Annotated in this window: 21 protein-coding genes and 1 pseudogene; 8 read left to right on the forward strand and 14 right to left on the reverse strand. The window is 61.2% G+C overall.

Annotated features, from left to right (window positions below):
* Position 1: 1 nt before the first annotated feature.
* The 3 genes and pseudogenes from JMY29_RS13410 (at position 2) to JMY29_RS13420 (ending at position 2,480) form a co-directional block, all read left to right on the forward strand.
* Entirely contained in the window at positions 2-877 is an 876-nt protein-coding gene (locus JMY29_RS13410; protein WP_079580635.1) for a glutamate ABC transporter substrate-binding protein, read from the forward strand.
* Positions 878-970: 93 nt separating this feature from the next.
* Positions 971-1,620: pseudogene (locus JMY29_RS13415) on the forward strand (amino acid ABC transporter permease).
* Complete coding sequence (locus JMY29_RS13420; protein ID WP_018776546.1) at positions 1,617-2,480, forward strand: amino acid ABC transporter permease; 864 nt, start codon at positions 1,617-1,619, stop codon at positions 2,478-2,480. Before JMY29_RS13415 ends, JMY29_RS13420 begins: the two are co-directional and overlap by 4 nt.
* Before the next feature lie 324 nt (positions 2,481-2,804).
* Here the strand turns inward: JMY29_RS13420 and dapE are convergent, their stop codons facing one another.
* The gene (gene dapE / locus JMY29_RS13425) at positions 2,805-3,935 is read right to left on the reverse strand and encodes a succinyl-diaminopimelate desuccinylase (protein ID WP_189075208.1); all 1,131 of its coding nucleotides are present in this window, start codon (positions 3,933-3,935) and stop codon (positions 2,805-2,807) included.
* An 85-nt stretch (positions 3,936-4,020) separates the two neighbouring features.
* Between dapE and dapD the strand changes: the two genes are divergently transcribed.
* Both dapD and JMY29_RS13435 read left to right on the forward strand, forming a co-directional pair.
* Positions 4,021-5,046, forward strand: coding sequence for a 2,3,4,5-tetrahydropyridine-2,6-dicarboxylate N-succinyltransferase (dapD, locus tag JMY29_RS13430; RefSeq protein ID WP_189075209.1), 1,026 nt, complete (start codon positions 4,021-4,023; stop codon positions 5,044-5,046).
* Between the two features lie 13 nt (positions 5,047-5,059).
* Positions 5,060-5,902 (forward strand): hypothetical protein, encoded by an 843-nt coding sequence (locus JMY29_RS13435; protein ID WP_189075210.1) that lies wholly within the window; start codon positions 5,060-5,062, stop codon positions 5,900-5,902.
* Between the two features lie 63 nt (positions 5,903-5,965).
* Here JMY29_RS13435 and JMY29_RS13440 read toward each other — a convergent pair whose 3' ends face one another.
* Positions 5,966-6,577 (reverse strand): hypothetical protein, encoded by a 612-nt coding sequence (locus tag JMY29_RS13440; RefSeq protein ID WP_018776550.1) that lies wholly within the window; start codon positions 6,575-6,577, stop codon positions 5,966-5,968.
* Positions 6,578-6,673: 96 nt separating this feature from the next.
* Positions 6,674-7,297: a TetR/AcrR family transcriptional regulator gene (locus JMY29_RS13445; RefSeq protein WP_039242245.1), complete on the reverse strand. Its 624-nt coding sequence runs from the start codon at positions 7,295-7,297 to the stop codon at positions 6,674-6,676.
* A gap of 80 nt (positions 7,298-7,377) precedes the next feature.
* Here JMY29_RS13445 and galE point away from each other — a divergent pair, with 80 nt between their 5' ends.
* On the forward strand, positions 7,378-8,394 hold the full coding sequence (gene galE / locus JMY29_RS13450) for a UDP-glucose 4-epimerase GalE (protein WP_039242247.1): 1,017 nt from the start codon (positions 7,378-7,380) through the stop codon (positions 8,392-8,394).
* 144 nt (positions 8,395-8,538) lie between these two features.
* On the opposite strand, the gene JMY29_RS13455 is transcribed toward galE, so the two are convergent.
* From JMY29_RS13455 to fdxA, 3 genes are all read right to left on the reverse strand, one after another.
* Complete coding sequence (locus JMY29_RS13455) at positions 8,539-9,822, reverse strand: citrate synthase (protein ID WP_018776553.1); 1,284 nt, start codon at positions 9,820-9,822, stop codon at positions 8,539-8,541.
* 232 nt (positions 9,823-10,054) lie between these two features.
* Positions 10,055-11,203 (reverse strand): succinyldiaminopimelate transaminase, encoded by a 1,149-nt coding sequence (gene dapC / locus JMY29_RS13460; RefSeq protein WP_039242259.1) that lies wholly within the window; start codon positions 11,201-11,203, stop codon positions 10,055-10,057.
* A 14-nt stretch (positions 11,204-11,217) separates the two neighbouring features.
* Positions 11,218-11,544 carry a ferredoxin gene (gene fdxA, locus JMY29_RS13465; RefSeq protein WP_018776555.1) on the reverse strand — a complete coding sequence of 109 codons (327 nt, stop codon included), beginning with the start codon at positions 11,542-11,544 and terminating at the stop codon, positions 11,218-11,220.
* Between the two features lie 134 nt (positions 11,545-11,678).
* Here fdxA and JMY29_RS13470 point away from each other — a divergent pair, with 134 nt between their 5' ends.
* Positions 11,679-11,915 carry a putative acetyltransferase gene (locus tag JMY29_RS13470; RefSeq protein ID WP_082499713.1) on the forward strand — a complete coding sequence of 79 codons (237 nt, stop codon included), beginning with the start codon at positions 11,679-11,681 and terminating at the stop codon, positions 11,913-11,915.
* On the opposite strand, the gene JMY29_RS13475 is transcribed toward JMY29_RS13470, so the two are convergent.
* On the reverse strand, positions 11,863-12,279 hold the full coding sequence (locus JMY29_RS13475; protein ID WP_018776556.1) for a hypothetical protein: 417 nt from the start codon (positions 12,277-12,279) through the stop codon (positions 11,863-11,865). The genes JMY29_RS13470 and JMY29_RS13475 overlap by 53 nt on opposite strands.
* Before the next feature lie 35 nt (positions 12,280-12,314).
* Positions 12,315-14,231: a translational GTPase TypA gene (gene typA, locus JMY29_RS13480; protein ID WP_018776557.1), complete on the reverse strand. Its 1,917-nt coding sequence runs from the start codon at positions 14,229-14,231 to the stop codon at positions 12,315-12,317.
* A gap of 244 nt (positions 14,232-14,475) precedes the next feature.
* Here typA and JMY29_RS13485 point away from each other — a divergent pair, with 244 nt between their 5' ends.
* The gene (locus tag JMY29_RS13485; protein WP_370874698.1) at positions 14,476-15,357 is read left to right on the forward strand and encodes an SGNH/GDSL hydrolase family protein; all 882 of its coding nucleotides are present in this window, start codon (positions 14,476-14,478) and stop codon (positions 15,355-15,357) included.
* Positions 15,358-15,446: 89 nt separating this feature from the next.
* Here JMY29_RS13485 and JMY29_RS13490 read toward each other — a convergent pair whose 3' ends face one another.
* The 6 genes from JMY29_RS13490 to ychF form a co-directional block, all read right to left on the reverse strand.
* Positions 15,447-17,162 (reverse strand): ABC transporter ATP-binding protein, encoded by a 1,716-nt coding sequence (locus JMY29_RS13490; protein WP_229778552.1) that lies wholly within the window; start codon positions 17,160-17,162, stop codon positions 15,447-15,449.
* Positions 17,163-17,173: 11 nt separating this feature from the next.
* Positions 17,174-18,157 carry an ABC transporter permease gene (locus JMY29_RS13495; RefSeq protein WP_018776560.1) on the reverse strand — a complete coding sequence of 328 codons (984 nt, stop codon included), beginning with the start codon at positions 18,155-18,157 and terminating at the stop codon, positions 17,174-17,176.
* Entirely contained in the window at positions 18,147-19,076 is a 930-nt protein-coding gene (locus JMY29_RS13500) for an ABC transporter permease (RefSeq protein WP_018776561.1), read from the reverse strand. The genes JMY29_RS13495 and JMY29_RS13500 overlap by 11 nt, the downstream gene beginning before the upstream one ends.
* Before the next feature lie 211 nt (positions 19,077-19,287).
* Complete coding sequence (locus JMY29_RS13505) at positions 19,288-20,925, reverse strand: peptide ABC transporter substrate-binding protein (protein ID WP_018776562.1); 1,638 nt, start codon at positions 20,923-20,925, stop codon at positions 19,288-19,290.
* Positions 20,926-21,348: 423 nt separating this feature from the next.
* A complete protein-coding gene (locus JMY29_RS13510; protein WP_209783756.1) occupies positions 21,349-23,745 on the reverse strand; it encodes a hypothetical protein in 2,397 nt (798 codons plus the stop codon).
* A gap of 309 nt (positions 23,746-24,054) precedes the next feature.
* Entirely contained in the window at positions 24,055-25,140 is a 1,086-nt protein-coding gene (gene ychF, locus JMY29_RS13515) for a redox-regulated ATPase YchF (protein ID WP_026266974.1), read from the reverse strand.
* Between the last annotated feature and the right edge of the window lie 88 nt (positions 25,141-25,228).

Consider the following 25,228-nt stretch of genomic DNA (forward strand, 5'->3'; position numbering starts at 1 on the left):
CATGAAGTCTCTTATTACCCGGAGGAAGTCGCTCCTGGTGGCCGCTTCTGCTGCTCTTGCCCTCACGCTGAGCGCGTGTGGCGGCAGCAGCACCACCACTCCCCCTGTCGCCTCGGCGAGCTTCGAAGCCGGTACCACCATGGACAAGCTGAACAAGGCACAGAAGATCACCATCGGCACCAAGTTCGACCAGCCGCTCTTCGGCCAGAAGGGCCTGGACGGCAAGCCTGTCGGTTTCGACGTTGAAATGGGCAAGGCAATCGCCGCCAAGCTGGGCATCGCCGCTGACAAGATCGAATGGGTGGAGACCGTGTCGGCCAACCGCGAACCATTCATCGAACAAGGCCGCGTAGACCTTGTCATAGCGACTTACACCATCAATGACTCCCGCAAGGAAAAGGTTTCCTTCGCGGGCCCGTACTACGAAGCCGGCCAGGCTCTCCTGGTAAACAAGGACGACAACTCCATTACCAAGCCAGAGGACGTCAAGGGCAAGAAGGTCTGCTCCGTCACGGGCTCCACCCCTGCCAAAACCATCGTCGACAAGTACGGCGCCGAACTCGTTCCGGCAGCCAACTACACTGCTTGCCTGGAACCGCTCCGCAATAAGCAGGTTGTCGCTGTTACAACGGACAATGTGATCCTTGCGGGCTACGTCGACAAGGAACCGGATGCCTTCAAACTGGCATCCGAAGAAACCTTCACAAAAGAGCCCTACGGCATCGGCCTGAAGAAGGACGACACTGTCTTCCGCAACTGGATCAACGACCAGCTGGAGGAATTCGCCAAGGACGACACGTACAAGAAGGCCTGGGAAGCAACCGCGGGCAAGGTCATCAAGACAGTCCCCGACCTGCCGAAGATCGACCGCTACTAAAAGAACCGGTGGCTGTCGCCGTCCCCTGCCGGGGCGGCGACAGCCTTTCATCTTTAGGATTCAGTCCTTTTTCCGCCACAGACGAAGGAAGCCATGGACGCCATCTTCGAGAGCCTTCCCCAATATTGGGACGGATTTCTCCGAACCCTGTTCCTAGCTGTTGTTTCGGGCGTCATTGCCCTAATCATTGGCACCCTCCTGGCAGCAATGCGCGTGTCGCCCGTTGCCGCCCTGCGCGGTTTCAGCACGTTCTACGTTGAAGTCGCCAGGAACACTCCCCTCACTATTATTTTCTTCTTTTCCGCCATTGTGCTGCCCCGTCTCGGCGTCAAATTTGAACAGTTCGAAGTCGCGGCAATCATTGCTCTCAGCAGCTACACCGCCGCATTTGTCGCAGAAGCCGTGCGCTCGGGCGTCAACAGTGTTCCCGTGGGCCAGGCGGAAGCCGCACGCAGCGTCGGGATGACGTTCACCCAGGTCCTGGGGCTGGTTGTCCTGCCCCAGGCGCTCCGCACCGTTGTACCCCCTTGATCAACATCATGATCGCGTTGGTCAAGAACTCATCCGTTGCCGGCGCGTTCTTCGTACTCGAACTTTTCGGCTATGGCCTTCAGCTGTCCAATAGCCGGGGCGACGCAGTCATGTGGATCCTGATCGGTGTGGCCTTCTTCTACCTCCTGATCACTGTGCCGCTCGGACTTCTTGCCCACTTCGTCGAGAAAAAGGTGGCGATTGCCCGATGACTTCCGTTCTCTATGACGTACCCGGCCCCAAGGCCAGGCGCATGTCCCTCGTCGCCTCGGTAATTGGCGCGCTCATTATCCTCGGTGGAGTGATCGGCGCCATCGTCATCCTGTCCTCGCAGGGCATCTTCAATGCCTCGCGATGGGAGGTCTTCGTCAACGAATCCGCCAAGGACGTCTGGACGCAGCTGGGCTTGGGTCTGCTGGCCACCCTGCAGGCCGCAGGTGTCGCCGCGGTGATCGCTTTTCCGTTGGGCGTCGCCTTGTGCCTGCTCCGAATATCACTGATTCCGTGGATACGTATTCCCACACAAGTGGTTCTCGAGTTCCTCCGCGGCATGCCGGTGGTTCTCATGATCTTGTTCGTACTGCTGGTGTTTGCCACGAGCCCGTTCGTGGCCGTTGTCAGCGGCCTCGTGTTGTATAACGCAGCCATATTCGCTGAGATCCTGCGAGCCGGCATTCAGTCCCTCCCGAAGGGGCAACGTGAAGCGGGCCTGGCGATTGGTCTTCGCAGCTTTCAATCGCGAATGAGCATCGAGTTTCCGCAGGCTATCCGGCGCATGCTGCCCTCGTTGGTGGCACAGCTGGTAGTTCTCCTTAAGGACACTTCCCTCGGGTACATCGTGGCCTACGAGGAACTCCTGCGTAAGGTGAAGCTCATTTCGGACCTCGAGCCCAGCCTCCTGTTCTCCGCCTTCTTTGTCGGAGCAGCCATCTACATCCTGATAAACCTCTCCGTTTCGCGCTTGGCCATTTGGATCGAACGCCGCGGATCCAGGAAGGCAGCCGGCGGCATGGCCTCCGCCATCAAGACGGTGGATCTCCAAGTCAACGCAGCGGGCACGGACAAGAAGTAGTCTCACGCACCTCGAACTCTCTCAAGAACGAAAAACCCGGGATGCCGATTCTTTCCAGAATCGGCATCCCGGGTTTTTCACGCTGATGAATCGGATATCAGATAGTTACGCACGGCCTCGAGCTTATGCTTTCAGGACCGAGCCCACTGGACACGTAGATATTGATCTGACCGCAATATGTCCCTGCACCATTCATCGGCGCAAGCGGTGGCTTGAACGCCAATGCAACGAGGTCCCACGGCGGCAGCTGGGAAGTCTTGCACTCCCCTGCGAAGAAGGCCCGCAGCCAAACTGGCTGCGGGCCTCCTTCGCGTCATGGGCAGGTTATGCCGACGGCGCCAACCACGTCCTCAGTGCACGGAGGCACTCACGGATGGCGTCGGCGTCGACGTGTTCGTTGTCCTTATGCGCCAGCAGCGGATCGCCGGGGCCGAAATTCACCGCCGGGATTCCCAGCTCGCTGAACCGCGCGACGTCGGTCCATCCGTATTTGGGTTTCGGCTCGGCGCCCACCGCGGCAACAAAGGAAGCAGCCGCTGGGTGGTTCAGTCCCGGTCGCGCGCCGGCAGCAGCGTCCGTGCGGACTACGTCGAAGCCTTCCAGGAGTTCGCGGACATGGGCCTCGGCCTCATCCGGGGTCTTGTCCGGGGCGAAGCGGTAGTTGATTTCCACCACGCAACGGTCCGGGATCACGTTGCCGGCGGTTCCACCGTTGATCTTCACCGCGTTGAGGCTCTCACGGTAGTCCAGGCCGTCCACGTTGATGGTCCTGGGCTCGTAGGCAGCCAGGCGTTCAAGAATCGGGGCTGCAGCGTGGATGGCGTTGACTCCCATCCAGGCCCGTGCGGAATGGGCCGTCTCACCGAGCGTGGTGGCCTCGAAACGGCTGGTTCCATTGCAGCCGCCTTCCACCGTGCCGTGGGTTGGCTCCAAAAGGATGGCGAAGTCACCCTTCAGCAGGTCTCCGTGGTTGCGGACCAACCTGCCAAGGCCGCTCTTGACCGCTTCCACTTCCTCGTGGTCGTAGAAGACGAAGGTGACGTCCTTGTCCGGCTGCGCTCCGTCTTCGAACAGTGTTGCCGCAAGGGCGAGTTGAACTGCGACGCCGCCCTTCATGTCAGTGGTGCCGCGGCCGTACAGGACACCCTCCCCCGGCGTGCCCGATTCCCAGGTTGCCGGTACAGTGCCGAGCGATCCCTCGACGGTGGGCAGGGGAACAGTGTCCAGGTGGCCGGCAAGGATCACCCGTTCAGCTCGCCCGAGTTCGGTCCGGGCAATAATGGCATCGCCATCGCGGACCACCGTGTAGGCAGGGATGGCGCGAAGGGCAGCCTCCACGGCATCGGCCAGTTCGGTCTCGTTGCCGGAGACGGAGTTGAAGTCGATGATCGCGGCCGTCAGCAGGGCAACATCCTGGCGCAGGTCAAGAAGGGCGGGAGCAGGGTTCAGGGTCACCCGTCCAGCTTAATGCCAACAAATGCGACTTCACCGGCATGAGACGCGTTTCAGCCGACCTCCGCCTGCTGGATAGACTTGGCCCATGACTGAAACTGCTTCCTCCGCTGCGCCCGCAAACGCGCCCACCAACGATCGATCAGCTTACGGATTCGGCCTCGCCACCATAGCCACTTCGGCATCAGGGGAAGCAACCGTTCTGGACGTCTGGTTCCCGGCACCGTCACTGGGCGTTGCCGCAGAGACCCTGCGTGACGTCGACAACGCCGACCCCGCACTCACAGCACTGGCAGAAGAGGGCAAGGACGCCGACCGCGGCACCGAGCAGAAAGTGGTCTTCGCGCAGATCGACCTCGACGCCGCCCCCGCGGACACGGCCGACGCCTACCTCCGGCTGCACCTCCTGTCGCACCGCCTGGTCAAGCCGAACAGCATCAACCTGGACGGCATCTTCGGAAAGCTCCCCAACGTGGTCTGGACCAACTTCGGTCCGGCCGCCGTTGACGGTTTCGAGCTGACCCGCGCCCGCCTGCGCAAGCGCGGCAACGTCGTGGTCTACGGCGTGGACAAGTTCCCCCGCATGGTTGACTACGTCGTCCCCACCGGCGTGCGGATCGCCGACGCCGACCGCGTCCGCTTGGGTGCCCACCTTGCCGAGGGCACCACGGTGATGCACGAAGGCTTCGTGAACTTCAACGCCGGAACCCTGGGCACCTCCATGGTGGAAGGCCGCATCTCCGCAGGCGTCGTGGCCGGTGACGGTACGGACGTCGGTGGCGGCGCATCCATCATGGGCACCCTCTCCGGTGGCGGCAAGGAAAAGATTGCCTTGGGTGAGCGTGTTCTCCTCGGTGCCAACTCCGGCGTGGGCATCAGCATCGGAGATGATTCCGTTGTTGAAGCCGGTCTGTACGTCACCGCGGGCACCCGCGTCCGCATCCCGGGCCCCAAAGACGAAAACGGCGAAGACACCAGCCAGATCATCAAGGCTGTGGAACTCTCCGGCGTCCCCAACTTGCTGTTCCGTCGCAACTCCACCACCGGCGGCGTGGAAGTCCTCCCCCGCAAGGGTCAGACGGTGGAGCTGAACGAAGCGCTTCACGCCAACTAGCAGGAGGATATCCGTGCGCCGGTTCCGCCGCGCCATCGTAGCGGTGCTGGCTCTGGCCCTGGTGGCAGGCGCCATCTACGCGATCGTCGCTGTACTGCAGCGCTCCGAGACCCTGGTCACGGAGCGCTGCACCGCCGTCGTCGGCTCCGAAAGCCACGAGCTCGCCACGGACCAGGCTGCGAATGCTTCGCTCATCACTGCCATCTCGGTCAAACGTGGCCTGCCGCCCAGGGCCGCGAGCATTGCCTTGGCCACTGCCATGCAGGAATCCAGGCTGCGCAACATCAATTACGGTGACGACGCCGGCCCTGATTCCCGCGGCCTGTTCCAGCAGAGGCCCTCACAGGGTTGGGGCACCGAGGCGCAGATCATGGATCCGGTCTACGCGAGCAACGCGTTCTACGACGGCCTGGTCAAGGTGCCCGGCTACGAGACCATGGAAATCACGCAGGCCGCCCAGGCAGTCCAACGCTCGGCCTTTCCCCGCGCCTACGCCCAGCATGAGCCCATGGGCCGTGCCTTCGCATCCGCACTGACCGGACATTCGGCGTCGTCACTGAACTGCGAACTGCGCATGCCGGAAGCGGCAGGCGACCCTGCCGCCGTCGTGGATGAACTCACGACGGCGTTCGGCACCCAGGCGGCCACCGTCCAGGGCCGCACGATACAACTGGAGCTGACGGGCACCCAAGCCTGGGCTGTAGCCCACTGGGCCGTTGCGAATGCAAAGGCGTTGTCCATCACGCAGGTGGATGTCGCAGGCCAGACCTGGAACCGCGAAAAACGCGATGGTTGGCAAGCTGGCGCTGCATCTTCGGATGCTGTCACCATCACAGTGTCAGCTCCCACCACATGAGTTTTTGTACAGCTAATGCCCTTAAGAGCGCTCCTTAAGGGCATTAGCTGTACAAAAACTCCGTCAGGCGAGCATCTCAACCACGGGCTGGACGTAGCTTCGGAAGGCATCCGGCTGGGACATGAGCCGGTGGCTCATGATCATCGTGTCAGGCTCCAGGTACCACGCCCGGGGCTCGTTGAGCGGCAATTCGATGATGGTGAGGTCGAAATCCCGGGAGCTGCGGCCCACCTCCAACAGCCGGTCTTCCACCATTTCGCTGAGGACCTGGTTCAGGCCGCTTGCCGCGCGTTCGGCTTCAAGCCGGGCGTATTCGTCAATCCTGTCCGTGGCCCATCCCAAGGCCGAGCCGAAATGGGCTTGGAGGACCCTCTGGAGCGCCGGCGAGTTACCGAAAGCCTTGAAACTTGGAGGCTCGAGTTCGGACACCGGCTTGGGGTAGGACTTCACCAGGCTTTCCCACCAGGCTTCCCATTCGGTTTTGAGGGCGTTGATGCCGCCCACGTCGGAGGTGAGATGGCTGTGGTCTGCGTGTCGGACTTTGGGGTCCGCGTGGGAGAGGCTCGGCTTTCCCGCGCCGTCCAGGCCGGCAACATCGCGCAAATACAGTGCGATGAGCATCGGTCCGGACGTGTCCATGGTGATGCGCCACCCTTGGCCGTCTGATACGTGCATCCCAAGACCTCCATCAGCAGGATACCGACATCACCCAGTCTATTCCTGATGGGCTGCCCTGTCCCATGCCGATAGCAGGGCTTTGGCGTACCGGCACTAGGACTCCGCAGGCTCCGCCAACGTCTTCAAGTGCGATGCCAGGACGTCACTGCATACCTCGGCCGTCATCCACTCAGGCTGAAGCAAGGCGTGCATACAGAGCCCGTCCAAGGTGGCCAAAAGGCGCTCTGCTTCCGTCACCAGGGTTTGCCTGGCATCGGCCTGGCCGGGGTTCAGAAGCAGGATCAGCCGCCCAATGGCGGCTGCCACGGTCCGGTGGCTCCGCTCAGCTTCCGGGGCGAGGACGGGCTTGATACGGGCGGCATGCCTGAAGGCCATCCAGACACAAGCGTCTACGGCGAGTTCCTCATCCAAAGGCAGGAACTGGCCGAGGAGATTCAGGACGGCTGCGTGGTGTCCCGGACTGCCGGCGACTTCCAGTTCAACGTCGGACAGCGCCGTCTCGAGGCGCCCGGCGATGCGGTCAATGACGACCCCAAAGGAGAAGACCAGTAGTTCGTCGCTGCTGGCAAAGTAATGACGTACCGAGCCCACGGCCAGTCCGGCTTCGTCGGCTACTTCCCGGAGGGATGCCCGTTCCAAGCCATCGCTGGCAATGATCCGGAATACAGCTTGGACGACTTCCTGGCGCCGGGCTTCGGCATCAACAATTTTGGGCACCAGTCGTTTTTAGCACGAACGTGCTTCAACACCGCTCAATACGAAGCGGCGTGGCTCCGATTTCCGATAGCGTAGGGACCATGAAAATTCTTGTCACGGGTGGCACCGGCTACATCGGGTCCCACACCGTCTTGTCCCTTCAGGAAGCCGGCCATGACGTCGTCGTGCTGGATAATCTGGTGAACTCCAGCGAGGAATCCCTGCGTCGGGTGTCCGAGCTCACCGGCAAGAACGCGGCCTTCCACAAGGTTGACCTGGTGGATGAGCCCGCCGTCGAGGCCGTGTTCGACCAGCACCAGATCGATGCCGTGATCCACTTCGCGGGTCTGAAGGCTGTAGGAGAATCCGTCCAGGAGCCGCTGGCCTACTACTACAACAACATCGTGGGCACCCTCAACCTGCTCCGCGCCATGGACAAGCACAATGTGCGCTCCATCGTCTTCAGCTCGTCGGCCACCGTCTACGGCGAGCACAACCCGATCCCCTACATCGAAAAGATGGAAATCGGCGCCAACAACCCGTACGGCCGCACCAAGGAACAAATCGAGGACATCCTCTCGGACCTCGGCAACGCGGACGACCGCTGGCATATCGCACTGCTGCGCTATTTCAATCCAGTGGGCGCCCACCCGTCCGGCCGCATCGGGGAAGACCCGCAGGGCATTCCGAACAATCTCGTCCCCTTCATCGCCCAGGTAGCGGTTGGACGCCGAGAGAAGCTGATGGTGTTCGGCGGCGACTACGATACCCCGGACGGCACGGCCCAGCGCGACTACATCCACGTGGTGGACCTGGCAGAGGGCCACGTAGCAGCCCTGAACTACATTGCCGACCGTGCCGGCGTCCGGCGCTGGAACCTCGGTTCCGGCCGTGGGTCTTCCGTCCTGGAGGTCCTGCGGTCCTTCGAGAAGGCCGTGGGCCAGCCGATCCCCTATGAGATCACCGGCCGCCGTGCAGGCGACCTCCCCGCCTTCTGGGCCGACGCATCCTCTGCGCTGGCGGACCTCGGATGGTCCACCACCAAGACCGTGGACCAGATGTGTGAAGACCACTGGCGCTGGCAGAAGAACAACCCCTTCGGCTACAACGCTTCCTGAAGCAACGCGGGGTCACTTATGGCCCCCTGGAGGCCCCAACATGGGCCATAAGTGACCCCGCGTTGCTTTTAGGGGCGGGAACAACGACGGCGGCCGTCCCACCTCGCGTGAGGTGGGACAGCCGCCGTCGTTATTGGCCTGAAACTAGTTGGCCGGGTAGTTGCGCTCCGGCTCCCCTGTGTAGAGCTGCCGCGGGCGGCCGATCTTGGTCTGGGGGTCGTTGATCATTTCGCGCCACTGGGCAATCCAGCCCGGGAGGCGTCCAATGGCGAACAGAACGGTGAACATCTTCTCCGGGAAACCCATGGCCTTGTAGATCAGGCCGGTGTAGAAGTCGACGTTCGGGTACAGCTTGCGCTGGATGAAGTAATCGTCGGCCAGGGCCTTCTCTTCGAGGCGCATGGCGATATCCAGCAGTTCGTCGTTGCCGCCGAGCTTGCCCAGGACTTCGTGTGCCGTTGCCTTGATGATCTTGGCGCGGGGATCGTAGTTCTTGTAGACACGGTGTCCGAAGCCCATGAGGCGGACGCCGTCTTCCTTGTTCTTGACCTTCTCCATGTAGTCCTCGGGCTTGATGCCGTCGGCCTGGATCTGGCGGAGCATCTTCAGGACGGCCTCGTTGGCGCCACCGTGGGCGGGTCCGAAGAGGGCGTTGATGCCGGCGGACACCGAAGCAAAGAGGTTCGCGTTGGACGAACCCACCAGGCGGACGGTGGAGGTTGAACAGTTCTGCTCGTGGTCGGCGTGCAGAATGAGCAGGAGGTCCAGCGCCTTGACGACAACCGGGTCCATTTCGTACTGCTCAGCCGGGAGGCCGAAGCTCAGGCGCAGGAAGTTCTCCACGAGGTTCATGGAGTTGTCCGGGTACAGCATGGGCTGGCCGATGGACTTCTTGTGTGCGTAAGCGGCGATGACGGGCAGCTTGGCCATGAGGCGGATGGTGGAAACTTCCACGTGCTCCGCGTTGAAGGGGTCCAGCGAGTCCTGGTAGAACGTGGACAGCGCCGAAACAGCCGAGGAAAGCACCGGCATGGGGTGGGCGTCGCGCGGGAACCCGCCAAAGAAGCCCTTGAGTTCCTCGTGCAGGAGCGTGTGGCGACGGATGCGCTGATCGAACTCTTCCAACTCCGTGGGGGTGGGAAGGTTGCCGTAGATCAGCAGGTAGGAAACTTCGAGGAAGCTCGAGTGCTGCGCGAGCTGCTCAATGGGGTAACCGCGGTACCGCAGGATGCCTGCGTCGCCGTCGATGTATGTGATGGCCGAGGTGGTGGCCGCTGTGTTCATGAAGCCGGGGTCATAGGCAACGGCGCCCGTCTGCTTCAGCAGCTTGGAAACGTCGTAGCCTTCGTTTCCTTCTACAACCTTGATGCGCGGCAGTTCGAGTTCGCCGCCGGCATGGCGCAGTGTCGCGCTGGTGGTCTCAGTCATGGAGTCCCCTTCATGAGGCCTTTGGGCCTCTATCGAACGCTTGTCCAACCACCTTCTGGTGCCGCCGCCTTCGGCCCCGCTGTCGCAGGGCTCCAACGGCCGGAGTGCATTCTTAGAGAAGGCCACCATTGATAGTCAGTTAAAAAGCTACCGCCAGTAACCCCGCGGAACTAATCCGCAGCCTCCGGTTACTGGCGGAATGGCGCTATAAGTGGCGCAAGTCACAGCATTGTTATGCGTTGGCGACAAGCCTCTCAACGGCGGCATCGATCCGCTCGTCACTGCCGGTCAGAGCGACGCGGACGAAACCGTTACCGGCGTCTCCGTAGAAAACTCCCGGCCCCACCACAATGCCCAGTTCCGCGAACCTCGCCACCGTGTCCCAGGTGGCCTCGCCGGCTGTGGACCACAGGTAAAGCCCGGCCTTGGACTGGTGGATCTGCAGCCCGAATTTCTCCAGGGCGGGCACGATCCTCTCGCGCCTCCCCCTGTACAGATCTTTCTGGGCGAGGACATGGCCGGCATCGCCCAACGCCACGCGCATGGCCTCCTGGACGGGGAACGGCACGATCATGCCGGCATGCTTGCGGCTGTTGACCAGGTTGGCGATGATCGCGGAATCACCGGCGACGAAGGCTGCCCGGTAACCGGCAAGGTTGGATTGCTTACTCAACGAGTAGACGCACAGCAGGCCATCGGTGGAGCCGTCTGTGACCCTGGGATCCAGGATGCTGGGGACAGCCTCTCCCCCGCGCTGGGCATCCCATTCGCCCCATCCCAGTTCTGCGTAGCACTCGTCCGAGGCCACCACTGCGCCCAATTCGCGGGCCTGGGCTACGATCCGACGAAGCGACTCGACATCCCGGACACTTCCTGTGGGGTTGCCCGGAGAGTTGATCCAGACCAACCGGACCTTTGCACGGGTTGCCGGATCCAGCTCATCCAGGTCATCGGCAGCAACGGCCGTGGCACCTGCCAGTGAGGCGCCAATGTCATAGGTCGGGTAGGCGACCGTGGGCCGGACGACCACGTCACCGGCGCTCAATCCCAACAGGAACGGCAGCCAGGCCACCAGTTCCTTGGAGCCCACCGTAGGCATGACGTCCTTCGGGTCCAGCCCGGGCACCCCGCGCCTGGCGGCGAACCAGTCGACGACAGCCTGGCGCAGTGCCTCGGTGCCGTGCACCGTCGGATAGCCGTGGGCGTCCGCTGCGTTGGCCAACGCGTCCCGGATCAGTCCGGGCGTGGGATCCACCGGGGTGCCGATGGAAAGGTTCACCGCGCCGCCCGGGTGTTTGGCAGCCGTGGCGACATACGGCGCCATGGCTTCCCAAGGGTAGTCAGGCAGGTTCAGGCCGAAAGCCGGTGCCGCTGAGATCAACCTAGCTACCGCCCTTAGTGGTCTTGGTTCTGCGGGGGCAGGGCAGCGATGAACGGGTGGTCCTTGCCCGTGTTGCCGATCTTGGCAGCTCCACCCGGAGAACCGAGGTCATCAAAGAACTCGACGTTGGCCTTGTAGTAGTCGGCCCACTCTTCCGGGGTGTCATCCTCGTAGTAGATGGCCTCTACCGGGCATACGGGTTCGCAGGCACCACAGTCGACGCACTCGTCGGGGTGGATGTAGAGGGAACGCTCACCTTCGTAAATGCAGTCGACAGGGCATTCTTCAATACATGCCTTGTCCTTGACATCCACACACGGCTGCGCGATTACGTACGTCACGTCCCAGACCTCTCCACGGTTTGTCCCGGCGATGGCCGGGTAATACTGCCGGCATGATGCCGGGCACTCAACTTCTGAGCCTATTATCCAACAGTGCGATCACGCCAACCTAGCCCGCGTCTTAGTATGAAACGGTGAATCCGCCACACTTGCCTCCCCGCCAGTTCCTGCTCAACGCAACGCCGGGCATCCGGGTCGTGGTGCGGTACAAGATCGAGGAAGGCCTCACCGACGCCCTGGGCTACTTGCTGGGCAGCAACGACACCGTTTGCACGGTACGGACCCGCACCGCCGACGTCGAAATTCCCTTGGCGTTGGTCATCGCGGCGAAAGAGGTTCCGCCGCCACCGCCGCGGCGACAGGCGTCCTAGTTCGAAGGCGGCTGGCCGCCACGAGCATGACCAGTGTCACAGCGCCGATCCCAAAAACCCAAACGTTTCCGACGGCGTCGCCCAGCACCAACTGCTTGGACGGCCCCGCCGACGACAAAACGCCGACGGCGGCATAACCCACCACGCCTGCCACCGCCGTCGGGACGACCGAGCGTGACCAGGCGGCGAGCCACAGCTGAACCGAGGCGAGAAGCAGCAACGCGGCGGCTACGCCCCAAGGGATCCCGACGCCGGCCCACTGGATGGCCTGGCGGTGCAGTGCCGTTCCTGCCGCAGCAACGAAAAGAGCCGCCGGTACGGCCGCGGCTATGCCACGGACCGTACCGGCGACTCCCTTCTTCATGCAGCTGTCCTTGACCGGTTCAGAACCAGCGGGTATTAGGACTTGGCGCGGGCGCGGTTGGCCTTTGCGCGCTCGTTGGAGTCCAGGATGACCTTGCGGATACGGATTGCATCCGGGGTCACCTCAACACACTCGTCTTCGCGGGCGAATTCGAGGGACTCTTCGAGGGTCAGATCGCGCGGCGGCGTCAGGTTCTCGAAGGTGTCGGAGGAAGCTGCACGCATGTTGGTGAGCTTCTTTTCCTTGGTGATGTTGACGTCCATGTCGTCGGCGCGGGAGTTCTCGCCAACGATCATGCCCTCGTAAACCTCGGACGTGGGCTTGACGAAGAAGGAGCCGCGTTCCTGCAGGTTGATCATCGCGAACGGGGTCACAACACCGGCGCGGTCGGCGATCATCGAACCGTTGGTGCGGTATTCGATGGGGCCGGCCCACGGCTCGTAGCCCTCGGAGATGGAAGCTGCGATACCGGCGCCACGGGTGTCCGTGAGGAACTTCGTGCGGAAGCCGATCAGGCCTCGGGCCGGAACGATGAATTCCATGCGGCACCAGCCGGTGCCGTGGTTGGCCATGTTGGTCATGCGGCCCTTGCGGGCTGCCATGAGCTGCGTTACGGCGCCGAGGTACTCTTCGGGGACGTCGATGGTCATGTGCTCCATCGGCTCGTGGATCTTGCCGTCGATGGTCTTGGTAACAACCTGCGGCTTGCCAACGGTCAGCTCGAAGCCTTCGCGACGCATCTGCTCCACCAGGATGGCGAGGGCGAGCTCGCCACGGCCCTGGACTTCCCAGGCGTCAGGACGCTCGGTGGGCAGAACCTTGATGGAGACGTTACCGATGAGTTCCTTGTCCAGGCGGTCCTTCACCTGGCGGGCGGTGACCTTGGCGCCCTTGACCTTGCCGGCCAGCGGCGAGGTGTTGATACCGATGGTCATGGAGATCGCGGGATCATCCACGGTGATCAGCGGCAACGGCTGCGGGTTCTCGGCGTCCGTGAGGGTTTCACCAATGGTGATGTCCTCGATGCCGGCAACTGCAACGATTTCACCGGGACCGGCTTCTTCGGCAGGAACACGGGTCAGGGCCTTGGTGGCCAGCAGTTCGGTGATCTTGACGTTCTTGAGTTCGCCGTTGGCGCGTGCCCAGGCAACGGTCTGGCCCTTGCGGAGCGTGCCGTTGTAGATGCGGAGCAGGGCGAGGCGGCCAAGGAACGGCGATGCGTCCAGGTTGGTCACGTGAGCCTGCAGAACGCCGTCCGGGTTGTACGTCGGAGCCGGGATGTGCTCGATGATGGTCTTGAAGAGGGGCTCAAGGTCCTCGTTGTCCGGGGCCGAGCCGTTGGCCGGCTGGTCCAGGGATGCGCGGCCGACCTTGGCGGCGGCGTAGACAACCGGAACCTCGAGTACCTTGTCCAGGTCCAGGTCCGGAACTTCGTCCGCGAGGTCGGAAGCGAGGCCCAGGAGCAGGTCCATGGACTCGTGGACAACCTCGTCGATACGGGCGTCAGGGCGGTCGGTCTTGTTGACCAGGAGGATGACCGGCAAGTGCGCAGCAAGGGCCTTGCGGAGCACGAAGCGGGTCTGCGGGAGGGGACCCTCGGAAGAGTCAACCAGCAGGACAACGCCGTCAACCATGGACAGACCGCGCTCCACCTCGCCACCGAAGTCGGCGTGGCCAGGGGTGTCGATCACGTTGATGGTGATGGTCTCGCCGTTGGACGACGGGCCGTTGTAGGCAACCGTGGTGTTCTTGGCGAGGATGGTGATGCCCTTTTCGCGCTCCAGGTCACCGGAGTCCATGACGCGGTCCTCAACCTCACCGTGGGAAGCGAAGGAGTTGGTCTGCTTGAGCATGGCGTCGACCAGGGTGGTCTTACCGTGGTCAACGTGTGCGACGATCGCGACGTTGCGCAGATCGCTCCGCGACGCAGTGTTGGTGATGGTTTCAGACATGCGTTAATGACTCGATTCAGTGGTGAAGTCAGCTGTTTGTATCCGCGCGCATACCTGATCGACTTGATCGGAACACACAGCGAAAAGACCCCGGGACACAGGGCACCTGCATCCAGTCTAAACGCAGATGCATTTCTGAGCCTAAAAAGCAAGCCATCGGGCCATGAATTGTGGCGTCAGTCACAGCAGGTCACGTGTTCGTAAACACAAGTCAAGATGCTGGATTTTCACGCTCCCGTGCCCCATGATTGCAGCAGAACCAGTGCCCCACGGAGACCAATCAATGCGCCAATCTTCGGCCGTGTTTCGCATGATCGCACCTTTGATCGCCGTTGGCGTCCTTACGGTCGGTTGCGGACCAAGCCCAGTGCCAACCAGTGCCCCCTCACGATCAGCTGCGCCCGCGCCCGCCCAGACGGCCGCCGCTGACAAACCACTCAGGGTTGCCCCGCAACCCAGCGCCCTGAATCTCCCGGCAGGTTCCCTGTACAAGAATCCGACGAACAACCGCAACGAACTGGTGCTGGCCGATGTCCGCCACACCGCCGTATTGATCGGTGATTCCCAAGCCATGCCGGCGGGTTCCTGGCCGCAGCAAGGCATCGCAGCCCTCGGCTACAAACTGCATGTGGTGGGCATGGGCGGTACCGGATACGTCGCCACCAACGGCAAGACCGGCAACTACATTGACGCCTTGCAACGCGGCGACTGGGTTCTTCCCTATGGCGAGCCACCCTTGATCGTGGTGGAGGGCGGCGGAAACGACGCCACGCAGCGCGCCACGGATGCTCAGATCACCGGCAACGCCGAGCGGCTGCTGGCCGCCTTGAAGACCCGCTACCCGGGCTCCCGCCTGGCCATGATCGGCACCCTGGCCCGCGGCGTCAGCAACGGAGGCGGACGACGTACGGAAGTGGACGCCCTCCTGGGCCGGATCGCCGCCAAGCACGGTATTCCGTTCGTCAGTGCCGGCGATTGGCTCACCCGATACGACGCCATCAGCGACCTTCAGGACGGCGTTCATTTGAGGGCGACCGGACACGCGAAGCTTGGTGTCGCCCTGGCGCGCGAGCTCACGGCCCTGGGCCTCACTGCCCGCCCGGACAACCCGCAGCCGGCAAAGTAGGCGACCGTACTAAACGGCAAGAGCCGGTGGTTCCCTTTCCAGGGAACCACCGGCTCTTCTGCTGTACGGCAGCGGGATTACGACGCCGGTCAGGCCACTTCAGGGGGCAGGAGCAAGGATCCACCCGGGATGGCATCCAGGAGGGCCTGTGTATAGGCCTCGCGGGGATTGTCGAAGACCTCGTCCGTGCTTCCCGTTTCCACGAGCTTGCCTTTTTGCATCACACAGACGTGGTCGGCAATTTGACGGACCACAGCGAGGTCGTGGGTGATGAACAGGTAGGTCAGACCGAGGTTGTCCTGCAGGTCGGCCAACAGGTTAAGCACCTGGGCCTGCACCAGGACGTCCAAAGCGGAAACGGCCTCGTCACAGATAATGACTTCCGGGTCCAATGCCAGTGCGCGCGCGATAGCGATACGCTGACGCTGGCCGCCGGAGAGCTCGTTCGGGTATCTGCGCATGGTCGACTGCGGAAGCGCCACCTGATCCAACAGCTCACGAACCTTCTTTTCGCGGCTGGCCTTGGTGCCGATTTTGTGAGTGCGCAGCGGCTCTTCGATGGTTCGGAAGATGTTGTACATCGGATCCAAGGAACCGTAAGGGTCCTGGAAGATCGGCTGCACCCTGCGGCGGAACTTAAACAAGTCCTTGCTGTTCAACGTTGATGTGTCAACGCCGTCGAAAATGATCTTCCCCGAGGTGGGTTCCAACAGGTTAAGCACCATCTGCGCCACAGTCGACTTACCGGAGCCGGACTCGCCCACAATGGCTGTGGTAGTCCCTCGACGAACGGAGAATGACACTGCGTCCACAGCCTTGAAGTCCGTGGTTTTGCCGATGCCGCCACGAAGTTTGAAAACCTTGGTCAGGTCTTCAACCTTCAGGACCTCTTCAGGCAGCGCGGATTCAACGACCACAGGTTCGCTGGGCGCCAACAGTTCGTCGGACTCAACGCCCTGTTCCTTGGCAACCTGAATACGCCGGGAGGCCAAGGACGGGGCCGAGGAGACCAAGCGCTTGGTGTACGGGTGCTTCGGGTTACGCAGCAACTCGAGGGACGGACCGGATTCCACAACCTGTCCCTTGTACATCACCACCACCTTGTCCGCCCGCTCGGCAGCCAGCCCGAGGTCGTGGGTGATGAGGAGTACAGCGGTCCCCAATTCGGACGTCATCTTGTCCAAGTGGTCCAGAATCTGTCGCTGGACGGTCACGTCGAGTGCCGACGTGGGCTCATCCGCGATCAGCAAACGCGGCTGGCAGGAAAGGCCAATGGCAATAAGCGCGCGCTGGCGCATTCCGCCCGAAAACTCATGCGGATATTGCTTGGCACGACGCGCCGCATCGGGAAGACCAGCTTCGGACAAGACCTTGGCGACATCCTCCGGCCCGGACGGAAGGCCGTTGGCTTTCAGCGTTTCCTTGACCTGGAAACCGATCTTCCACACCGGGTTGAGGTTGGACATCGGGTCCTGCGGCACCATTCCAATGGAGTTGCCACGAAGCTCAATCATCCGCTTTTCGCTCGCATGGGCAATGTCTTCGCCGTCAAAAAGGATCTCTCCGGCAGCCACCCGCCCATTGCCCGGAAGCAAACCAATGGCTGCAAGGGCGGAGGTGGACTTTCCGGATCCGGACTCGCCCACAATCGCCACGGTCTCACCCGGCATGACAGTGAAGTGCGCGTTCCTGACGGCGTTAACCTCGCCGTTGCTTGTCGCGAAGTTGATTGCCAGGTCCCTGATCTCCAGCAACGGACGTTCGAGGCCAGCGGATTCTTCTTTGATGTGAACGGAAGGGTTCATGGCTTGGCCTTTCATCGTTTACGCGCTTTCGGGTCCAGAGCATCACGAAGGGCGTCACCCAACATGATGAAACTCAGAACGGTGATGGAAAGGGCGATAGCCGGGTAGAGCAAAGGCATGGGATTGGATCGCAACGATGCCTGCGCTGCCTGGATGTCGTTGCCCCAAGACATCACGCTTGGTGGTAATCCGATGCCGAGGAACGACAGGGTGGATTCCGCCACGATAAATGTGCCCAGCGAGATGGTGGCAACAACAATGATCGGAGCCAGAGAGTTGGGCAGCACGTGGCGAAGCAAGGAGCGGAAGCGCGAAACACCCAATGACCTTGCAGCCATGACGAAGTCCGCATTCCGCACCTCAATGACGGCGCCTCTGGTGATTCGGGCAATCTGCGGCCATCCGAAGGTAATCAGAATCAGGATGAGCGTCCACACCGTGCGGTTGGCCCGGAAGACGGGAAGCTGCATCATGACGATTGCGCCAAGGATGAGGGGCAGAGCAAAGAAGATATCAGTGAGCCGAGCCAGGAGTGCGTCAGCCCAGCCACCGTAGTAACCGGCGAGGGCACCCACTGTGCCGCCGAAAATGACAACTCCAAGCGTGGTGAAGAGGCCAACTGTCACAGACGAGCGCGTTCCGAAGATGACGCGTGCGTAGACATCGCAGCCCTGTTTGTTAAAGCCGAGCGGGTGGCCGCTGACAGGTCCGCCGTTCGAGTTGGCCAACTGGCAAGCTTCGCCAGAGGGATCGATCGGTGAGAAAAGGCCCGGGAACAGAGAGACGACGACTACGACCAGGATCATGAAGGCCGAAATGATGAACAGAGGCTGCTTACGCAGATTCTTCCAGGCCTCTCCCCAAAGACTGGAAGGGGCTTGGTCTTCTTTTACCTTGTCAGTGGCTTGCAGTGGCGTCTCTTCGAGGTCCGCAACGAAGTGCTCGATGTGACGCGGGGCTGTGTCCTGCCCCGTCAGGTTGTTATCAGGCGTCATAGCGGATCCTCGGGTCAAGCCAGGCGTACAAAAGGTCAACAATCAGGTTCGAGACACAGTAGACAAGCACCAGAACTGTGACGATCGATACCACGGTAGGTCCTTCGCCGGACAGGACTGCCCGGTACAACCTGTTGCCTACGCCAGGTACGTTGAAGATACCTTCGGTGACGATCGCGCCACCCATAAGGGCGCCAAGGTCAGCACCCAGGAACGTGACAACGGGGATCAGTGAGTTGCGCAGAATGTGCACGTTGACCACACGGAAACGGGAAAGCCCCTTGGCAGTGGCCGTCCGAACGTAGTCGGCGTTCATGTTCTCGATAACACTGGTTCTGGTCAGTCTCAAAACGTAGGCGAAAGAGGCCAGCCCCAGGACGATCGCCGGAAGAATAAGGTCCGGTATGGTCGCAGCCGAACTCACGGTAGGTTTAGCCCACCCCAGCTGGACGCCGATAAAGAACTGCAAAAGGAAACCGAGCACGAAAATCGGGATACCGATGACGATCAACGAAGCGATCAGGACAGTGCCGTCAAAAAGCTTGCCCTTGCGCAGACCTGCGATGAGACCAAACGCAATGCCAAAAACACCTTCAAAGATCAGTGCCATGACAGCCAGGCGGGCCGTAACCGGGAACACTTCGCCAAGGACGGCAGCGATGGGACGCCCGGAGAAGTCCTGGCCCAGATCAAACGTAAAAATGCTCTTGAGGTAGAGCAAGTATTGAACGATAAACGGCTGGTCCAGGTTGTATTGCGCCCTGAGCTTTGCCGCGACGGCTTCATTGACAGGCTTGTCCCCAAAAAGTGCCGCAATGGGGTCGCCCGGGAGGCTGAAGACCAGGAAATACACAAGGAGGGTGGCCCCCAGGAAGACGGGAATCAGCTGGAGGAATCTTTTCAGGATGTATGTGGCCATTAGCGCAATACACCCCGAACAGCAGGCACCCGGTCCAGGGGTGCAGCGGAGTTGTTCATCGAAGAACCTTTTCGTTCGATGTGCAGGAGTTCAGGGCCGACGGTCCAAGTATGCCTGCACAAGGACGCCCAACCGGAGTTGGGCGTCATTGATTTGCAACGCGATACGGCGGCGGTAGCGCCTCTAGAGCGCCCCCGCCGCCGATCGTTATTTACTTGCCAGTGATGTTGTAGTACAGCGGGACGCCGTCCCATCCGTAGTCAACATTCGAGACGCCGGTGCTCCAGCCACCCTGCGATACCTGGTACCACAGCGGGATAGCCGGGAGGTCCTGCAGAAGGATCTCCTGGGCCTTGTTCATGGCCTTGTTGCCTTCTGCAACCGAGGGGGCCGAGAGACCGTCAGAGATGGCCTTGTCAAAGGCGGGGTTCTCGTAGCGGGCATCGTTCGAGCCTGCGCCGGTCTTGTAGATCGGTCCCAGGAAGTTGTACAGCGACGGGTAGTCTGCCTGCCAACCTGCACGGATCGAACCGGTCAACTTACCGGACGTTGCAAGGTCGCGGGCTTCCTTGAAGGTAGCGAACGGAAGACCCTCAGCCTTGATACCAAGGTTGTTCTTCAGCTGGTTGGTAACAGCCTCAACCCAAGCCTTGTGGCCGCCCTTGTCAGCGTTGTACGCAATGGTGAAGACCGTGTTCGGGTCCCACTTCTGAATGGCGTCGGCCTTGGCCCACAGATCCTTGGCCTTGGCAGCATCGAACTTGAGGTTGTCGGAGCCCGGGATGCTGTCGCTGTAGCCGTCCAGAACCGGTGCCGTGAAGTCCTTGGCGGGCTGACGGCCACCGCTGAAGATCACCTTGGTGATCTCTTCACGGTTCATGGCCATGGAGATTGCCTGACGGCGCAGCTTGCCCGCTTCTCCGCTCCACTCGGGGAGGTACTCGGGAATGGCGATGGTCTGGTTACCGGCGTACGGCTTCTCGATGAAGCGATCGCCGAGGTCGGTCTTGAAGTTCGCGAGGGCGCTCGTGGGGATCGTCTGGAGGATGTCCAGGTTGTTGCCCAGGAGATCCTGGTAGGCGGCGTCATCGTTCTGGAAGATCTTGAACGTCACGCCACCGTTCTTTGCCTTACGGGGACCGTTGTAGTCGGCGTTCGGAACGAGCTGGATCTGCACGTTGTGCTGCCAACCGTTCTCAGCCATCTTGTACGGACCGTTGCCTACCGGCTTCTCGCCATACGTCTTCGGGTCCGCGAGTGCTGCGGCAGGGACCGGCATGAAGGCGGTGTAGCCGAGTCGCAACGGCCAGTCCGACTCAGGCTGCTTGAGTTCGACCGTGAAGGTGGTGTCATCCACAACTTTCAAGCCGGACATGGTGTCGACGGTGGAACCCTTGGCACTGGTTTCGTCGTAGCCCTTGATGCTTTCGAAGAAGGTTGCGCTCAGCTGAGCGTTCTTCGCTGCTGCACCATAGTTCCAGGAGTCAACAAACGTCTTGGCCGTGATGGCGTCGCCGTTGGTGAACTTCTGATCCTTCTTGATCTTGATGGTGAAGTTCTGCGCGTCAGGTGCCTCAATGGACTCGGCCAGTTCATTGACCGGCTTGCCGGAGGGGTCGTAGCTAACGAGCCCGGAGAAGATCAGCGTTGCGATCTTTCCGCCGCCGACCTCGTTGATATCTGCCGGCATCAGCGGCCGCTGCGGTTCTGAACCGTCAGCGATGATGACCTTGTTGGGGTTACCGCCGGATGCGCCGGAGTCGTTGTTGCCGCCGCCGCCGCAACCGGTCATTGCGAGGGCGATGACCGCCGCTACGCCTAGAGCTTTGGAAGTGCGCGAGAAACGCATTCCGCCTCCTATGAGTCGGGAAGTTGATCAGGGGAATTTTGGTAGGTCCCCCCAAGGCAAGGCACAGATTCCTACTGTGACGTTGCCTACATGTGAGTGTAAGCCTACCCACATTGCGTCCGAATGTTGGAACATGCTGGCCAAACTGTAACCGTTCCGCAACCTCTACATGCCTAAAACGGCGGGAATTTCAAGTCAAACACTACCCGGTGGTAGCATTCGCTGTCTGACAGCAGGACAGGACGTTTTTCAGGCGCAGAAGCAACCCGGTCTCGGCTTCATCTTTCGCCCGATGGATGGGTTGGGTCAATGGCAACGGCAGCTCCGTGCCAGCTGTTCCCGTTGGCTTTCCCTGAACCTAAAAGATCTCCATACTGTTGAGGCCCCTACCGGCGAACCGGGAGGGGCCTCAATTTATGGATCCTAGTAGTCGTTGAACGACACCTTTACCTTGCCGCCATCCAGGCTGATGTTGGCGCTCAGTGATACTGAGGTGGTGTCCGTTGTGGTTTTCCAGTCCGGCGTCCCGAAACCATATGAGTTGTCCTTCTCATAAGTGACGGTCGCTTTCCCCGGATTCGACGTGCGTACACGCCACGGGGTTTCGCCGTAGCCCTTGCTGACAACGAACGTGGGCTTGGTGGTGAGTGCCCAGCGGAAGTTCTTTGTGTAGCGCGAGGAACTGTAGCTGTTCAAGGGGCAGTTGGCCGGCCGGGCCTCGGTGGACTTCACACATTCAGCCAGGTAGGCATCGATTTGGGCCATTGCCTCTGACTTCAATGCTTCTGAAGCTTCCACCTTCAGGCTGGCCGTTGAAGAAGTCGACACGGTGCCGATGGTCACCATCGTGGTCAGCTTCGGAGCTGACAGATACTTCTCCGAGGACGGCAACTCCACCGTGTACTCGCCAGGCAAGGCGGGATACGTCACGGAGCGGCTGTCAGAGAGGTTGACATCAACTGACTGTCCATTGATCAGGAGGGTCTTCACCGGGGTGTCGGACGAAATGCGCAAAGTCCGTGGAGACGCGGAGTCCATGACCCAGTGATCATCCAAGAACTCCGGGTTCGACTTATGCAAACGGTAGGTCGTTTGCTGTTTCCGGCCGTCCTGGTACATGGCGGCAACCACGGTGGCTGTGTCGTTGGAGACATTCGTAGACACGATCTCAAACCTGTCGATGCGCTTGCCCGCCTTGGAATAGACCTCATCGGTCAGCAGAATTCGCTGGTCAGTGGCGACGCCGGGATCGGCGATGGCCATCGCCTTGGACGCCTCGCCATTCTGCAGCGCCTGGAGGTAGCCGGCGACGGCTTTGTCTGGTCCGTTGTTGCCCTTGATCACATCGACGGCGATGAATGCCCCGACGACCAGTACGACGACCAGACCAGCTGCTCCCAGGATCAGACCAAGCTTGCGCTTCGCTTGGGCAGTCATGGGCTCTCTGGGTGCCAGGGCCGGGTGAGCCGCAGCGGGAGCCGGCACGGATTGACCGTCACCAGGTGCGGTGGCAGCCTGTTCAGCAACGACAGGCTTGGCGGGAGCGATCCTGCCCGCCAGGGACAAGGGCACATACCTGCTCAACTGTGGCGCCAGGAAACGTGCTGAAACTTCCGTTGCGCCGCCCCAAAGCAGCAAGATGAACGGCGTCCACCACGCCAGCGTCATACTGACGGCCCCCGAAGCCAGCGACCCGGCGTCGAACGTTCCTGTTACGCCACTGAGCCACGTCATCAACGTCCCGGCCACCAGGAAAGAAGCGGGAAGCAGGACCCAGTCGGTGATCTTGTTGCTGACCACCGGCCCCCGGCGCAGGTACCAGAAAACAGAAGCCACCACGACGGAGACCAATGCCAGGAGAAGCATCAGCCACCCGGCCCAGCCCGGCACGCCGAATTGGGTGAGCGCATTGCCGAATCCAAAGCTGATATCCGAGCCTGATGAATTAGACGACGAAGACATGCTGGAACCGGAATTCCAGGTGCGGCTTACGGCACTCAGGTGGCCCAATCCGAACATGAAAAAGCCTGCCGTGGGCGCCCACAAAGGTGAAGAGAGCGAGGCCTGCCATCCGGACCTAATGCCGATGGCAATTACCAGGACGGGAATCGCAATGGCAAGAAATACACCATAATGAACGGCCACAGCTTCGAAGGCCCGACCGATTGCGGCACCCGGCCCACTAAGGGCCGGGACGCGCGGTTTACCCGACATCCGCCCCAAATATGCGGCGAGGGTTCCGAGGATCAGCGCAAAAATCACAGAGCCAAAGGTCACGGCCCCGATCGAGCTGACCTTCACATTGGGAATGGGCAGGTTCACGGCAAATATCGCACCGAAGGCATTGACCAAGAGGGTGAAGACGAGACCGGCTGTTGCTGCCTCGATCCAGATTCCGGCTGTGGTGTGGGCTTCGGACCGCTTTGCGGCAATCCGTGCGGCAAGGAACAGGACTGCAACTGAGACGGCAGTCAACAACAGTGGAACGGCAAAGAATGATGCCGAACCCTGGACGCTTCCGACTAACGGAAATGTTGCGTCGATGCTCGTGCCGAGCGCCCCAAGCTGGCTCATGACTACCAATTGAACGGCCAACTGACCCATCAGGGACCACGGGGACGGCATGCTGCTGCTATTGCCGCCGGAAACCATCGAATTGGACGGGAGATCGGTGTTGCCGCCGTTGCTGATGGCCACACCTATAAGAGCCAGAATCAGGAAGAGAAATGCGGTGATGAGAACGGCTGCATAGGAAATGGCCCCCACCAGGGCCCCCGGAATCAGCGACTTTGCGTCAAATGAACTGACGACGCTGGACACCGGCCCAGTTTTGAGGCCGGCGTTGGTAGGGCCAATATTTTTGGTGCCGCTTTCTGCACCGATGGCTGAATGGCTGTCCGGTGCCGCATTGTGCGGGACTGTATTCGGCGACGGCCCGTCCGGAGCGGCAGTCGGTTGATGTGGTTCGGTCATAACAATTTCCCCCTATTGTTTTCTCTACTGCTCATGGTGCCATAGCCGGACATAATTCATGGGGTCGTCATAACCGGCGGACCGCTCCGGCAGACACCACGAAAAATATGCCGCCCTCCGATTCACGGGGGGCGGCATATTTCCATCAATTAAAATCTAGACGTTGAAGCGGAACTCCACCACGTCGCCGTCGGCCATCACATACTCTTTGCCTTCGATGCGGACCTTGCCACGGGACTTTGCTTCGGCCATGGAGCCCGCCTCGATGAGGTCATCGAAGGAGACCACCTCGGCCTTGATGAAACCGCGCTGGAAGTCTGAGTGGATCACACCTGCTGCCTGGGGCGCGGTGTCGCCCTGGCGGATGGTCCATGCACGGGTTTCTTTGGGACCGGCGGTGAGGTAGGTCTGCAGGCCGAGCGTGTGGAAACCGACGCGAGCCAGCTGGTCAAGGCCGGATTCGGACTGGCCGTTCATTTCCAGCATCTCCCGGGCTTCTTCCTCGTCCAGTTCGACAAGGTCGGATTCGAGCTTCGCGTCGAGGAAGACGGCGTCGGCCGGGGCAACCATGGCGCGCAGTTCTTCCTGCTTGGCGGGATCGCCAAGGATGCCTTCGTCGGCGTTGAAGACGTAGATGAACGGCTTGGCCGTCAGGAGACCAAGCTCCTTGAGGTGGCCCATTTCGAGCTTGTCGCTCTTGATGGAGGAGAAGATGGTGTCGCCACGTTCCAGCACCGTCTGGGCGGCCTTGATGGCTGCCAGCTCTGCGGCATCGCGCTTCTTGATCTTGACTTCTTTTTCGATGCGCGGAATGGCGTTTTCGATGGTCTGAAGGTCAGCGAGGATCAGCTCGGTGTTGATGGTCTCCATATCGGAGCGCGGGTCGACCTTGCCGTCGACGTGGATGACATCGGGGTCGTCAAAAACGCGGACGACCTGCGCGATGGCTTCAGCCTCGCGGATGTTGGCCAGGAATTTGTTGCCCAGTCCTTCGCCTTCGGACGCGCCCTTCACGATGCCTGCGATGTCCACGAAAGACACGGGAGCGGGCAGCAATTTCTGCGAACCGAAGATTTCGGCCAGCTTCGCCAGACGGGGGTCAGGCAGGTTCACGACGCCTACGTTGGGCTCGATCGTGGCGAACGGGTAGTTCGCAGCGAGCACCTGATTGCGGGTCAGTGCGTTGAAAAGGGTTGATTTGCCGACGTTGGGCAGTCCGACGATGCCAATAGTAAGAGCCACGAGCATTGATTCTACCCGTAGGAAGCCCGTCCCCGCTTGCCCTGCACGGTCAGCACGCGTACTGCCGGTCCGCCTCGCTAAAACTGTC

Origin of the sequence: Paenarthrobacter nicotinovorans, from assembly GCF_021919345.1 — a bacterium.
Classification (GTDB): domain Bacteria; phylum Actinomycetota; class Actinomycetes; order Actinomycetales; family Micrococcaceae; genus Arthrobacter; species Arthrobacter nicotinovorans.